Origin of the sequence: Aquimarina discodermiae (genome assembly GCF_040786235.1) — a bacterium.
Lineage (GTDB): Bacteria > Bacteroidota > Bacteroidia > Flavobacteriales > Flavobacteriaceae > Aquimarina.
Genome location: NZ_JBFMKP010000031.1, coordinates 53,323 through 66,952 on the forward strand (window position 1 = coordinate 53,323; position 13,630 = coordinate 66,952).

The 13,630-nt window shown below is 31.4% G+C and carries 15 protein-coding genes; 12 read left to right on the plus strand and 3 right to left on the minus strand.

Translation table 11 applies throughout. The features are described from left to right. Window positions 1–16 precede the first annotated feature (16 nt). A complete protein-coding gene (gene typA / locus ABW636_RS18410) occupies window positions 17–1,816 on the plus strand; it encodes a translational GTPase TypA (protein WP_367591541.1) in 1,800 nt (599 codons plus the stop codon). 381 nt (window positions 1,817–2,197) lie between these two features. Here typA and ABW636_RS18415 read toward each other — a convergent pair whose 3' ends face one another. Then, complete coding sequence (locus ABW636_RS18415) at window positions 2,198–2,566, minus strand: hypothetical protein (protein WP_367591542.1); 369 nt, start codon at window positions 2,564–2,566, stop codon at window positions 2,198–2,200. Between the two features lie 81 nt (window positions 2,567–2,647). On the opposite strand from ABW636_RS18415, the gene ABW636_RS18420 reads away from it, so the two are divergent. The 7 genes from ABW636_RS18420 (at window position 2,648) to ABW636_RS18450 (ending at window position 8,651) form a co-directional block, all read left to right on the plus strand. After that, window positions 2,648–2,881, plus strand: coding sequence for a hypothetical protein (locus tag ABW636_RS18420; RefSeq protein ID WP_367591556.1), 234 nt, complete (start codon window positions 2,648–2,650; stop codon window positions 2,879–2,881). Continuing rightward, a complete protein-coding gene (xerA, locus tag ABW636_RS18425; protein WP_367591543.1) occupies window positions 2,799–3,779 on the plus strand; it encodes a site-specific tyrosine recombinase/integron integrase in 981 nt (326 codons plus the stop codon). Before ABW636_RS18420 ends, xerA begins: the two co-directional genes overlap by 83 nt. A 47-nt stretch (window positions 3,780–3,826) precedes the next feature. Continuing rightward, window positions 3,827–5,230 carry an SMI1/KNR4 family protein gene (locus ABW636_RS18430; RefSeq protein ID WP_367591544.1) on the plus strand — a complete coding sequence of 468 codons (1,404 nt, stop codon included), beginning with the start codon at window positions 3,827–3,829 and terminating at the stop codon, window positions 5,228–5,230. A gap of 73 nt (window positions 5,231–5,303) precedes the next feature. Continuing rightward, window positions 5,304–5,816: a hypothetical protein gene (locus ABW636_RS18435; RefSeq protein WP_367591545.1), complete on the plus strand. Its 513-nt coding sequence runs from the start codon at window positions 5,304–5,306 to the stop codon at window positions 5,814–5,816. Window positions 5,817–5,900: 84 nt separating this feature from the next. Then, window positions 5,901–7,697 (plus strand): WG repeat-containing protein, encoded by a 1,797-nt coding sequence (locus ABW636_RS18440; protein WP_367591546.1) that lies wholly within the window; start codon window positions 5,901–5,903, stop codon window positions 7,695–7,697. A gap of 93 nt (window positions 7,698–7,790) precedes the next feature. Next, complete coding sequence (locus tag ABW636_RS18445; RefSeq protein ID WP_367591547.1) at window positions 7,791–8,276, plus strand: hypothetical protein; 486 nt, start codon at window positions 7,791–7,793, stop codon at window positions 8,274–8,276. 48 nt (window positions 8,277–8,324) lie between these two features. Next, the gene (locus ABW636_RS18450; RefSeq protein ID WP_367591548.1) at window positions 8,325–8,651 is read left to right on the plus strand and encodes a hypothetical protein; all 327 of its coding nucleotides are present in this window, start codon (window positions 8,325–8,327) and stop codon (window positions 8,649–8,651) included. 160 nt (window positions 8,652–8,811) lie between these two features. Here the strand turns inward: ABW636_RS18450 and ABW636_RS18455 are convergent, their stop codons facing one another. Together ABW636_RS18455 and ABW636_RS18460 are read right to left on the minus strand one after the other, a co-directional pair. Beyond that, window positions 8,812–9,318 carry a retropepsin-like aspartic protease gene (locus ABW636_RS18455; protein WP_367591549.1) on the minus strand — a complete coding sequence of 169 codons (507 nt, stop codon included), beginning with the start codon at window positions 9,316–9,318 and terminating at the stop codon, window positions 8,812–8,814. After that, complete coding sequence (locus ABW636_RS18460; RefSeq protein ID WP_367591550.1) at window positions 9,311–9,550, minus strand: hypothetical protein; 240 nt, start codon at window positions 9,548–9,550, stop codon at window positions 9,311–9,313. Before ABW636_RS18460 ends, ABW636_RS18455 begins: the two co-directional genes overlap by 8 nt. An 879-nt stretch (window positions 9,551–10,429) precedes the next feature. Here ABW636_RS18460 and ABW636_RS18465 point away from each other — a divergent pair. From ABW636_RS18465 to ABW636_RS18480, 4 genes are all read left to right on the plus strand, one after another. After that, a complete protein-coding gene (locus tag ABW636_RS18465; protein ID WP_367591551.1) occupies window positions 10,430–10,969 on the plus strand; it encodes an SMI1/KNR4 family protein in 540 nt (179 codons plus the stop codon). Window positions 10,970–11,153: 184 nt separating this feature from the next. After that, window positions 11,154–11,819: a hypothetical protein gene (locus ABW636_RS18470; RefSeq protein ID WP_367591552.1), complete on the plus strand. Its 666-nt coding sequence runs from the start codon at window positions 11,154–11,156 to the stop codon at window positions 11,817–11,819. 241 nt (window positions 11,820–12,060) lie between these two features. Next, on the plus strand, window positions 12,061–12,648 hold the full coding sequence (locus ABW636_RS18475) for a hypothetical protein (protein WP_367591553.1): 588 nt from the start codon (window positions 12,061–12,063) through the stop codon (window positions 12,646–12,648). 102 nt (window positions 12,649–12,750) lie between these two features. Beyond that, complete coding sequence (locus ABW636_RS18480; protein ID WP_367591554.1) at window positions 12,751–13,032, plus strand: hypothetical protein; 282 nt, start codon at window positions 12,751–12,753, stop codon at window positions 13,030–13,032. Window positions 13,033–13,630: the final 598 nt, after the last annotated feature.

Below are 13,630 nucleotides of genomic sequence, written 5' to 3' on the forward strand. Positions count from 1 at the left end.
TAAAAATGAGGCGTTTATGACAGCTATAAAAAATATTGCGATAATTGCACACGTAGATCACGGCAAAACTACGTTGGTAGATAAGATCATGTACCATTGTCAATTATTTCGTGAAAATGAAAATACAGGAGATTTAATTCTGGATAATAATGATTTAGAGCGTGAAAGAGGAATTACAATTACCTCAAAAAATGTTTCGGTTACTTATAAAGGAACTAAGATTAATATCATAGATACTCCTGGTCACGCCGATTTTGGAGGAGAGGTAGAGCGTGTACTTAATATGGCTGATGGGGTTTTGTTATTGGTAGATGCTTTTGAAGGGCCAATGCCACAAACTCGTTTTGTACTGCAAAAAGCTATTGACTTGGGGTTAAAACCTTGTGTCGTAGTTAACAAAGTAGACAAAGAAAATTGTACTCCAGATGAGGTTCATGAAAAGGTATTTGATCTCATGTTCGAATTAGGTGCAGAAGAGTGGCAGTTAGATTTTCCTACGGTATATGGTTCTGCCAAGAATAACTGGATGAGTGATGATTGGAAAAAGGAAACAGATTCTATAGAACCATTACTAGATATGGTGATAGAACATATACCTTTTCCTAAGTTAGAAGAAGGAACACCACAGATGTTGATCACCTCATTAGACTTTTCATCATTTACAGGACGTATCGCGATAGGTCGTTTACAGAGAGGTACATTGACAGAAGGAATGCAAGTTTCTTTGGTAAAAAGAGATGGATCTATTAAAAAATCAAAAATAAAAGAGCTTCATACTTTTGAAGGATTAGGAAGAAGAAAGGTAGAAAAAGTAGAAGCAGGAGATATTTGTGCATTGGTTGGATTAGAAGGTTTTGAGATTGGAGATACCGTAGCAGATATAGAAAATCCAGAAGGACTTAAAACCATCGCAATCGATGAGCCAACAATGAGTATGTTGTTTACCATTAATGACTCTCCTTTCTTTGGTAAAGACGGAAAATTTGTTACTTCTCGTCATATAAAGGAAAGATTAGAGAAAGAACTTGAAAAAAACTTAGCACTTAGAGTTAATGAAACGGATAGTGCAGATAAGTTTATGGTTTTTGGACGAGGAGTATTACACTTGTCGGTTCTTATCGAGACTATGAGACGTGAGGGGTATGAGATACAAATAGGACAACCACAGGTTATTATTAAAGAGATTGACGGAAAGAAGTGTGAACCAATCGAAGAGTTAACAATTGATTTACCAGAAAGTGTATCTGGAAAAGCTGTAGAGATGGTTACCATGCGTAAAGGAGAAATGTTAAGCATGGAAGCCAAAGGAGATCGTATGGTGTGTGAATTTATAATTCCATCTCGAGGTATCATAGGTTTACGAAACCAATTATTAACTGCTACTGCAGGAGAGGCGATCATGGCGCATAGATTTAAAGAATATCAACCCTTAAAGGGTGATATACCAGGCAGAATTAATGGATCATTGGTATCTATGGAAAAAGGAACAGCAATACCATACTCGATCGATAAATTACAGGATAGAGGAAAGTTCTTTATTGATCCGGGAGAAGATATTTATGAAGGTCAGGTGATCGGAGAAAATTCTAGAGGGGATGATATGACTGTAAATGTCACCAAGACCAAAAAATTATCTAACGTAAGATCTGCTGGAGCAGACGATAAGGCAAAGATTGTACCCGCTATCAAATTCTCGTTAGAAGAAGCCTTAGAATATATTCAAAAAGATGAATACGTAGAGGTTACACCCAACCATTTAAGATTACGTAAAATTTTCCTTACAGAAGTAGAACGTAAAAGGAATAAAATTGTTTAAATAATAGCATTTTTCTTATTGTAAAAAGAAAGGCTTAGTATAATAACCCCAAAGATTTTAAAAATCTTTGGGGTTATTTGTATTACTACAGTAATATATAATGAAAAAATCCCGAAGTAGGTTCGGGATTTTTTTTCGACGTTTTGGGGGAACAATTTGGGGTAATTAGTACGGTGCATTTATTTTATATAGGGGGAAGCCTCCGTATGTTTCTTTCAATTTGTTTACAGTACAAATATAAGTGCTTTTTTGGAGATCAAACTTGTAAAAAACAACAAATTACCGGTAAAATACATTTTTTGTCGATAAAAAACATGTTTTTTGTTGCTTTGAAGGATTGTGTTAAAAAATGTAAAAGTTCGTAGTATAAGGGGATAAGTGTTAACGATTCATGTACTCTTGCCACGTAACCAGAAGATATTTGTCTTTCTGGTTGTATTTTAAATGCAAAAACCCATATTCATAGCAGAATAGATATACCTGTCCCTTTTTGTTTTTCCAGTAATGTGTAAAGTAAGTAGGGTCAAAGCCTTCTGATAAAAGTTTTTCTTTACGTACGGTTGACATCCCAGACTTATTGTAAGCTTTTAAGAGTTTCCTGTTTGTTTTAAGTTGTTTATCAATTTTATAATAGAGAATTTCTTCAGATTTACGTTGTTGATATTGGTATGCAGATTTACAATGTACAGAGCAATATTTCTTATCTGACCTACCTGTAATTTCGTTTTTGCAATAAGGGCAAACATTCATAATTTTAGTTTAATCAAATATTATTCGAATATTATACGACTAATATGCTATTATGATTTTTTAATACAGCATTTTTGTATCATGAATCTTACCAAACATATCACACTAAAGCATTTGTTAATCAACAATCAAAAAATGATTGGGTTACAGTTTTACCCTGATAAGGTGATTCAGGCTTTAATCAAGGAACTTCCCAAGCCAAAATGGAGTAGTCGCTATCAAATGGCCTATATTGTTAATTCGAAGGCTAATTTGGATAGGATATTCAATACTTTTAAAGGGGGTTGCTTGGATTCATGGGAATCATTTTTTTAAAGAAAAGAAAGATAGGTGTCATGATACTACCTCATTAAACAATTATAGAAGAAGAGTACCAAAAAATGGAGTTCGATATATTCCAGAAGTTTTTTTAGAAAAATTAGAATTAAAGTGTTATTCTGCAAATACATGTAGAGTATATATAACAATGTTTGAAAGGTTTATAAATGCTTTTCCCAACAAGTCTATTAATTATCTGACAGAAGAGGATATTAGAGATTATTTAAAAGGATTGGTACATCTCAAAAAGTCAGATAGTTATCTTAATCAATCCATTAACAGTATTAAATTTTATTATGAAGTTGTTTTGGGAATGCCGAATCGGTTTTATAGTATTGAAAGACCTCGTAAAAAGAGGAAGCTTCCAGTTATTTTATCTAAAGAAGAAATTGTAACAATGTTGCAGTGTACAACCAATGTCAAACATCGATCCATTTTGAGTTTGCTGTACAGTTCTGGGCTAAGAAAGAGCGAGCTTTTGAGTTTAAAAGTAGCAGATATAGATAGCAAACGAATGGTGGTAGTTGTTAAACAAGCCAAAGGTAATAAGGATCGACTTACTTTATTATCAGAGACTGCCTTAAAGGATTTACGAAATTATTATAAAGAATGGAGGCCAAAAACTTTTTTGTTCGAGGCTCCTAATGGTAAATCGTATAGTACAACAAGTGTAGATAAAATAGTCAAAAAGGCAGCACTATTGGCAGGGATTAAAAAAAGGGTTACTCCACATACTTTACGACATAGTTTTGCAACTCATTTATTGGAGAATGGAACTAATTTGCGACATATCCAGATATTATTAGGACATAATTCTAGTAAAACCACCGAAATTTATACACATGTGGCAACAAATCATTTGCAAAGCGTTAAAAATCCATTAGATTTACAATAGAAATAACACACATACGTGTGTTATACAATTGTTAGCAGATATTAGAAATGAAAGACTACTCCATTCAAATTGAACGTATAAAATCTAAGCTGTTAGAAGCGGCTAAGGTGGACAAAGGCCTTAAAGTTTTTGGCGCTGGTAGTCATAAATACGATATCCATAAACCCGTTAGTATTGAGGAAGTAAATACTTTTGAAAGAAAGTATTCGATTGACCTTCCTGATTGCTATAAATCATTTGTATTGCAAATCGGAAACGGAGGAAAATCATATGCTAATTCAGGAGCTGGGCCGTTTTACGGAATTTATCCATTAGGAGATGGTGTTGATGAACTTATTCATGAAAATACAGAAAAGTATATTAAGAATGAGTCAATACTTCGCCCTAAAATGACAAATGATGATTGGTCGAAAGTAATTGAAAAAATAGAGAATGATAATATTTCAGATAGCGAATACGAAAAAGAACTAGGTAAAATATTTGGTGGTATTTTACCAATTGGTTCCCAAGGGTGTTCGTATTTGCATGGTATCATTCTTAATGGAGCACACAAAGGAAAAGTAGTAAATATAGACCACGATCTTCAAAAACCACATTTTACTTTTGAGGATAATTTTCTTGATTGGTATGAAAGATGGTTAGACGAAGTTATTTCTGAGGATTTGTTGGTTGAATCACCATCATGGTTTGGGTATACAATGGGAGGAACCGAAGAGACACTACTAGAAGCATATAAAAATGGATCTAGTGATGTTGCCAAGGAAGATGCGCTCAACGGACTGCTAAAAAAGATAACATTAAATTCTTTAACTCTTGACTCAATTGATAAACTTTATCTCAATACTTCTAAAGAAAACTCTAGGCTATTACTTCAAATATTAGTAAAACACAAACATAAAAATTGGAAAGAACATTTAACTAATCAAGGTAAAGATGATCTCTTAACAGTATTCCAATACATTTTTTGGTACGATAAAGCAAACAGTGCGATTTGGAAAGAATATATTACCAGCCGCATTGACCAAATTACTAATTCTGAAACGTTTCGATTTTGTACATATTTACTTCAAGAATGTAATTTTGATTATGGTTATCTTATCAAAGGGTTTATTAAAAATGCTGACAAAGATATTAGATCAACAGCAGTGTATTCTCTTGGTCAGTTGAGTAACAAAAAAGACTATTTGGAGACTTTCATTATTGGACTAAATGATGATTCTAATAAAGTTATTCACTCATCATTACAAGCTCTTTCAGGGATAAAAAATAAGAAATTACTTATTCATTATAAAAAAATTGCAGATCGTTTTCCTGTTGAAAAAGATTATATATTATCAAATTTGAAACACAGACTTGCAGAGTTTAAAATTGATTTAAATTGGATTAGAAAAAATGATCTAAATAAAATTCAATTAAAAAGTGATAAAAAGTGGTATCAAATATGGAAATAACATCTGCTAACACCATGTAAAAACGCATTAAAACGCGTTTTACATTTAACGTTAGCATTCATTGGAAGAATAAGTGGAATATATAATTGAAATAAAACCCGAACCAATATTAGAAGTTGAAATAAAGGACTTGTTTGAAATCAATCCACATTCACAAACTGATTGTGAATTTGTGCGAATAAAAAATGCTTCTACATTTGAACCTCTTATTAACCTGAAAGTTGAATCAGATTATAGCCCAACTTTTAAACAGAGTGATGTTGTGAACGGAATAGTAATAATCGGATATGGAAATAGATTCTCAATCTTTGACTTGAATAAGAAAGAAATTAAAGTGAATCTTTTATTTGACGGATACTTTGGCTCTTTCAAAGTCGATAATGGAGAAATTTTTGTAGCAACTGATTCTGAACTGATAAATCTAAATTTCCAAGGAATAGAAAAATGGAAAGCCGATAATCTTGGAATTGATGGTGTTGTAATCTCACAAATTACGGAAACGGAAATAATGGGAAGTGGTGAATGGGATCCTCCTGGTGGATGGGAATCGTTCGCATTAGATCGAATAACTGGAAAGAAAAAATAAAAACGAAATGCTAACAAGGTGTATAAATCATAGTGGCTTCGCCACAACGATTCATACACGCAATGTTGTAATGCATTTTAACTAATGAGAATACTTAAAAAAATATTTGGAAAAAGAAAAAAAGATAAAAGCGTTTCTGGAAATTCTAAAGAAATGGAATTAGCCAAAACTGAAAACAATTCTGATTCTATTAAAACCAAATTAAAATTCATTCATAACGTCTTAAAAGAGTTTTATCCTTATTCATTTGATGAGTTAGAACATAGTCTCGAACTAGAAAAATATTTAGACAATAAAATTAATTACTGGGTTAAAGTAGCTAAGCAGTTTGACAAACTAAGTATCGAACCAAAAAATAAGAACAAAATCCGTCTTGATATCTTGGGAGATTCTTTCAGAGCGATTAAGAAAGACAATAACCAAATTACGTATTATCCTTTATTTGAAAAATGTTTAAATATCAGGTTCCAAGAATTTATAAAATTTAGGAGTCAAAAAGGTTCCTTTGAACTCAGAAAAGTAGTATTAACTACGGATCATAGAAGACAAAGCTATGATGGTGGATATAGTTGTTATTGCGAAGACACTAAATCTACATTTGAAATAAACCCGACTAGATATCTTTATGAGCCTATGATAAAACTAATCACAGGACAGACGTCAGATATTTTTAGAGCACGTTTTATGAAATTTGGTGTAATTGTTTCAAACAATTCATTTTTAATAGAACCCTTATTCGATAATATCCACTACTACACAAGGCATAATGTCTTTTGTGGATTAATTAAAGATAAAGAAAAGAGGAATGACGATTTTGATAATACAACTTATTACAAGAAATACTTCTTTGATATTTTAGGAAACTTGATTTTTGAAATACGTGGAGAATATGAAAAATGGTTTTTACCTGAAATTGGTATCAATTATAATTTATCCAAAGAAAACAATAAAATTGAAATTAAAACAGAACTAATCGACAAGAATTATAGTAAGATTTTTTCATCTTCCTTTTATACTAATGGCAGTTCATATAATGAAACAACAGGCTTAATAGACAATTATAACAATCAAATTTTACCTAAAAAATATAGAGACTTAATAGTCTTTGAAAAAGAACAAACAATATTGGCTTCAAAAGATGATAAAATTTATCTTTTTCAATTGAATAATATTGATGTTGTAAAAAATCTTGAATGTAATACTTTCATAGATGACAATGATTATACTAAAGAAGAAGAAATCTCATCTTACACGAGAGTTGTAAAAAAAAATCAAACAGAATATGAAAATGAAATTATTGATTTATGGGGTCTAATAAATGCTCAAGGAGAATATCAAATACCTTCAGAATATAATTATTTAGAGAGAAGTAATAACTTAAACTATTACAAAGTATTTAAAGCACCTGCCTTAAGAGACAATCATTTAAATTGGTTTGAACTAGAAGGAGAACTATTTTCATATAATAACACTGAAGAATCTTACAATTGGTGGTCTGACTATGAAAGTGGCTCTTTTACATCTTGTTTATACGTTATTAGTTCTTGGAAAGGTAATTACCTTGGTATTGTAGATATAAATAACAATGTGATTATTCCAAAAAAGTATAGTTGGATTGAATTTATTTCTTCCAAATTATTGGAAGTTAGTATGGACAGTGAAGTTATTAATTATTATGATAAAGACGGAGATGGTGAAAACACCTATATAATGGGTGGTAAATTTGGTGTTATTGATATCAATAATAAATTAGTAGTCCCATTAGAGTACGATATAATTCAGTTAAGGGAAGAGAAGATATATGCTCAAAAAACTAGTTCTCATACTTTGAATGAAAATGAACCGTATGACATTTATGATTTGAAAGGAAATAAGACTTAAATATAAACGCACTACAACACTATATAACAAAACATTGCAGCCCTTCGGGTCAACAACGTTTGTTATATTTACCGTTATCTACAATAAGACCAAATGAAAATATTATCATTTACAACATACTTATTAATAGTTTTAGCAATAATTAGCTGTAAACAAGAAGTGAAAACGGAGTCTGAATCGGAACCGGAGCCAAAAGTTGTTGAAAAAGTTGAGGAAAAAATAAAAATTCCGAATGATGTGGATGTTGAATTTAAAACATTCTTTAGGTTTTTTAATAAAGATTCTGCCTTTCAAATAAGCCGAATAGATTTTCCTTTAAAAATAATGGAAATGAACGGTGAGATGTCAGATTTGGAACCCAGAATAATTGAACTTAAGGACTACAGAATAATTGACCTCACCTACGACAAATCAATTAAAAACAAAGAATATGACGCATATACTCAACAAATAATACTCAATGATTCTAAAGCAAAAGTTGAACTTCGTGGAATAGACAATGGAATTCATAATGATTTTGAGTTCGAAAAAATTGATGGAAAGTGGAAAATGATTACGTGGACGGACTCATCTACATAAAAAAGAAGGATAAAGAATCGGAGGAATTGAATTTATGAAATACTTGAAATGAACAACCTGAATAAAACATATCATAAAGGGAACTTCCGAAGTGGTGAATGGTCAAAGCATCTAAGGCCATATCTGAAAAGAGTCGGGAATAAACGTTGGAGAAAAACTGGCAAAGGTTTATCAGAATTTGAAGAGATTAAAAATCTTAGAAGACGAAAAACTTCTAAAAAAGAAATTGTAGTTCGCATAACAAATAGATTCTATGGAGATATTGAGTTTACTCGTATTCGTAAATACCGAACTATGAGAGATGCTCAAAATGCAATGAATAGATCAAGTGTAATTCGAGCTGAAATAATAAAAAAAGTAGATAACACTATATAACAAAACATAGCTGCCCTTCGGGTCAGCAACGTTTGTTATATTTACCGTTACCAACAATGTCAATGTACTTTCTACTACTGACTGAATTGTGTTTATTTACGGGGAATTTGTTATTTGTTAACCGATTTGTGGAGGATTACCTAAATAAGAGTAACGAAAATTATTTTCTTTTCTTTTTTCCTCCTTTGTAACCTTTTGAAGGTTTCATCCAACTAGGCTTTTTGTCTTCCTTAACATAATCAATTTGCTTGATAGATGGGATTCGGAAAGAAAAACAAGATTCACCATTCACATTAGTTAGAGCAAAGTCACCAAGAGAAATAATATCCATCCCAATTAAAATTTCAGTATTTCCTGAAAGAACGGCTTCTATAACTCGAACTCCTTGAACTTTTATACCGTTTGGTAAATATATATTGACCAAATACGTTGGGACTTGAGATGAACCCCCTGCATGATTAGATGTCACTAAACCAGTAGGCTTTAAACCAAGTTCTTTAGCCACTTTAGAGGTTATTACAGTTCCTGTAGCACCAGTATCCCAAATGGCTTCATATTGATTAACGGTAACATTGGAGTCTAAAACAGCATCTGACACACCACATTGGGTTTTCAACTGGTTTACACGACCATTGGCTTTTGCGGTAAAGGCTTGAAATTTAGCCATTCAAAACAACTCTTGAATGATATGTTTCTGTATAAGAATTGGTCCCTGGAGTGCAATGTTGGATTAAAAACGTTCCAACTTCGTGAGACTTTCTTGTTTCTGATAAGGCTTCTATTTCAGAAGAATAATCACCTAAAATTTCATTGTTTTTTAAAACAATAAATCTATCATTGAATTTTTTTAATAATTCATCTTGATTTTTCAGATAATATTCAAACTCTTTTTCTAACATAACAATAGTTATTATTGTATCTAAAATACAAAAAGGATTGCAAAGATACAAAATTATTCAACACATTATCTGATTCAATTAACGTACCATTTTTTAATTGAGTTACTAAAAAACTATATTTTTAGGAAAAATGAAATAAAATAACAGTTGGTAACAATGTATAAGAAAACATAGGGCTTTTGAGCTTAATCGAAGAGTCTGTGTTTATTTGTAAAGTCGCCTAATATAAAATTTGGCATTTACGAGAAAAATGATAAAAGCAAAATATTTATATTTGGCTTAGTACCAATCCGAAACGTATCGCTTATCACCCGCCCTACGTTTCTTATACGAGACGTTAGGGGGCATACTCTAGCTCTGAAAAACAAAACGCAATCTGAACTTTCAACGGAATTTTGGACAGTCTATTTTTGCAATGTTCTGTGACCGATCCGAAGTAAAAAAGCGATGAAAAAACCACGAAAACGGAGTGTTTCGGAGCAAAACGGATAAGAAAATCGCTTTTTTAGGGTAAATCACGAAAAGTTAACGGAATTAAAGCTAGTGATTTTCTGGTTTGGCAAATAACTGATCCAAAGGCAGCAAAGTGATCGCTGTAGGAAAACAATTATTGAGGAATCGTGGCGCAAACAGATATCACTTTACTGCGGTATATTTGCAAGATTCTGGCTTGTAAAAGTGGTACGCCCCATAACAAGCTGTATGAAATCAGGGCAATTATGATTTTTCGAAAGGTAGTTTTGTGTTTGCGGTGGCGCTAATTTTTAATAGGTTTGTAAAAAAGAAATCAAAAACAAGCGCGGCTGGATCAATTGATCAAGGCTATTTTGCAAGCCCCGATTCATACAGGCAGCGTTGTAGAGCATTGAAAATAAAAATTTGAAAAAAATAATTGACAAATATCTTGACGAAATAGTTTCGTTGGAAATAAATTCGTTACCGATAAGAATTGAGCCTGAAATGGCGGAAAAAGATTCGGACAAAAAACAAGAATGGAATAATTGGTTTCCCATTCCAAGTACAGTTACAGACATAGAATTGGTGGAATTGGAAAAAGAAATTGGACATAAGCTACCTGAGAGTTATAAGCAGTTTCTTAAACACAAACATTTCTATGATTTATACATAGGCGAATGTTCATTCTGTGCTCATCCGATCAATACTTGGAGAGCTAAAATAATGGAGATGATTTTTGACGGTTACCCAGCAGAAGATTTAATCGAAACTGGACATATTCCATTTGCGAGTTGGAGTGATTGGGGATTGTTATGTTTTGACACGACAACTGAATGTCTAAATAATAATTACCAAATTGTACTTTGGGATCACGAGGTCTATGACGAATTTGAATTCCAATATGCGGATTTTGAAAATATGCTTGTGGAATTAGCTCGTGAACACGAAGAACAACGCGAATAAAAACGCTCTACAACATTATATATGAAATCAGAGCAAAGTTTAGTGCCGGATCGAAAGGTCATTTCTTTTTTGCTGTGGCGCTAGATTTTTATAAATTAACAAGAAATAAAAATGTGCAGATAGATCAATTGGTTTAGGCTTGCTTGCCTTGCTCCGATTCATATATTTGGCGTTAGCCTTTATTATGGAAAAACCATTTGTATTATTGTTTTTTTTGCTGATGATAATGCGATTATCTGCTCAAGATACTTTAGTTTTTTCACAGCAAAACTCTTCAATGTTTAGTAATAAGTATTTTCTGTATCCTAAATCAAAAACTTTCGAGCATAAATTCAAAACAGATGACGGACAATTGTGGTATGGAAAAGGAACTTACAAAATTAATAAAGGGAAGTTGTTTTTAAGTTTTGGCGATTCTGAAAAAGATATTAAGAAAGAAAATCGAATTGTTAAGATATATGATCAAACTAAAAAAACTGACACATTAATTGTTAAGTTCATTGACAAAAAACAAAATCCCTCATCTGGACACATTAAATTTAAAGAAGAGTATTTTTACAGTGATTTTGATAGCGGAACAGTAAAAATACCTAAAAATAGATTTAAAAAGATTGATAATCCAATTGTCGAAACTTTCATTCAAGGTTCGCTAATAAATATTGAACTGACTAAACTTTCGGAGCTAAAATTTCTTAAAATCACAGCCTACGATATTTATAGTTACTATCATTTTGAATCTAACTTTGAACGAGTTTTAAAATTCCAAAATGACAAAATAATATCGGCTGACTTTTATAATACTGTGAATAAGCGGAAAGTGAAATTTGTTGCGGAAAATAACAAAGGCTAACAATGTATAAAAAAACATAGGGCTTTCGGGCTTAATCAAATGGTCTGTGTTTACTTTCAAAGTCGCCAAATATAAAATTTGGCATTTACAAAAAATGATAAAAGCAAAATATTTATATTTGGCTTAGTAACAAACCGAAACGTATCGCTTATCACCTGCCCTACGTTTCTTATACTAACCGTTATCGTTCATTTGACACATTTTCGCGTATAGAATACCAACTTGATGAAAACTTTGCCTTATGCAATTTCTTAATATAATTATTATTAGCTTATCACTTTTTTTGACGGTTAAAAATGAAAAAAGTAAAATGACAACTGTTAATACTAAATCATTAATTCAACCACACTCAAAGAGTGAATCAATATCTTCAAATTTAAATTATCAAGAAATGAATATAGATGTGTTCAAACTTAAAGACAGAGAATTTAAAATCACCAAAGCATACATCAAAGGAGTCTTCAAGGGTGGTCAACTTGAATGTTATCTTGAGGTCGAAACCGAAGAGCGCGATATCGATAATGAAATTTGGCAACCAAATATAATTCATCAAGGTCTTGAGTTTAATATTTCGACATGGGAAGAGTTACAAGGAACTTCATATAATTGGAAAGATGCAGATGACCCATCATATAAACATTCTGAAATCGGAATAATATATGTGTTTAACCATTGTGCAACAACAAACAATAAATTAAAGTTTGGTAAGCTTAAAAATGGAAAAATTGAAGTTATGTGGTCAGGAAATGTTGATGTTTATTGGGATAATGATTTTAACACAGGTGTACCATTTCTGTTGAAAACCGAACTAACCATTCACGCCAAATAATAAAAAAAACGATAACACGGTGTAAAATGCATTAAAACGCATTTTACACTTAACGTTGTGCTTAATGCTGAATGACATACTAAAAAGAAATATTTCTAAAAAATGAAAAAGCGGATTTTAAAAATATTAAGTTTGATAACCGGAACTGCTACTGTTGTTTTAGGCTTATACTTAAACTCACCTTCTTTCATTGAAAAACAAGATTGGAAATATACAGAAGGAAATCATATTGGAGATTGGTTAGCAAAAAACTCTTTTCAAATTGACAATGGAATAATTGAAACGAATCAAGGAAAAGCAAAAGTGATTTTCTGTTATGGAAAAGAATTAATAATAGAAAATTTGGAAACTAAAGAGAAAGGATTTTACACGAACAAAAGCTGAATTAAATGATTTTACTTTTTATCATCGGAATTTCTTTAATTCAATTTGGATTCTATTATTTGAATAATAAATACAGACCTAAACTTCCGAATTTTATAATTCTATTAGTTTTACTAATCTGTTACTTTTTTGTTTTTCCAAAATTGTTTTACCCAGAACCAAGAACTGACGGAATTAATTGTGGAATGCCAATACTCGGAATAACAATCGGATTTTGGATTTTCGGAACAATAGCTGGAATTACGACACATGTAATTTGGAAAATAAAAAAACGAAAAAACACTAAAGCACAACACAATGTATAAAACATAGCTAATAAGTGTTATATCATATGTTAATTGATTATTCACGAAGACCGTCAAATTTTTAAATTTGGCTTTTAGAATAGAAAAATTAAAAACAAAATATAAAAATTCGGCTCTGTGTTAATCTGAAAAGTTAGTGTCTATTTATACGCTACGTTTCATACACTAGACCGTTGTAACCAATTCGAATGAATATTTATAAACTTGACATAAATAAACTCATAAAAACTCAAAAAACTAAATCTGAAATAATAGATTCTCTTAAAAAGTTTGACGGTAAAAAAATGGAAATA

Bases quoted from the DNA above. Each gene is read 5' to 3' on its own strand.
- ABW636_RS18455 (WP_367591549.1), bottom strand. From the start codon at position 9,318: ATGGCTAAATTTCAAGCCTTTACCGCAAAAGCCAATGGTCGTGTAAAC.
- typA (WP_367591541.1), top strand. From the start codon at position 17: ATGACAGCTATAAAAAATATTGCGATAATTGCACACGTAGATCACGGC.
- ABW636_RS18440 (WP_367591546.1), top strand. From the start codon at position 5,901: ATGAGAATACTTAAAAAAATATTTGGAAAAAGAAAAAAAGATAAAAGC.
- ABW636_RS18480 (WP_367591554.1), top strand. From the start codon at position 12,751: ATGAAAAAGCGGATTTTAAAAATATTAAGTTTGATAACCGGAACTGCT.
- ABW636_RS18415 (WP_367591542.1), bottom strand. From the start codon at position 2,566: ATGAATGTTTGCCCTTATTGCAAAAACGAAATTACAGGTAGGTCAGAT.
- ABW636_RS18420 (WP_367591556.1), top strand. From the start codon at position 2,648: ATGAATCTTACCAAACATATCACACTAAAGCATTTGTTAATCAACAAT.
- ABW636_RS18450 (WP_367591548.1), top strand. From the start codon at position 8,325: ATGAACAACCTGAATAAAACATATCATAAAGGGAACTTCCGAAGTGGT.
- ABW636_RS18470 (WP_367591552.1), top strand. From the start codon at position 11,154: ATGGAAAAACCATTTGTATTATTGTTTTTTTTGCTGATGATAATGCGA.
- ABW636_RS18430 (WP_367591544.1), top strand. From the start codon at position 3,827: ATGAAAGACTACTCCATTCAAATTGAACGTATAAAATCTAAGCTGTTA.
- ABW636_RS18475 (WP_367591553.1), top strand. From the start codon at position 12,061: ATGCAATTTCTTAATATAATTATTATTAGCTTATCACTTTTTTTGACG.
- ABW636_RS18460 (WP_367591550.1), bottom strand. From the start codon at position 9,550: ATGTTAGAAAAAGAGTTTGAATATTATCTGAAAAATCAAGATGAATTA.
- ABW636_RS18445 (WP_367591547.1), top strand. From the start codon at position 7,791: ATGAAAATATTATCATTTACAACATACTTATTAATAGTTTTAGCAATA.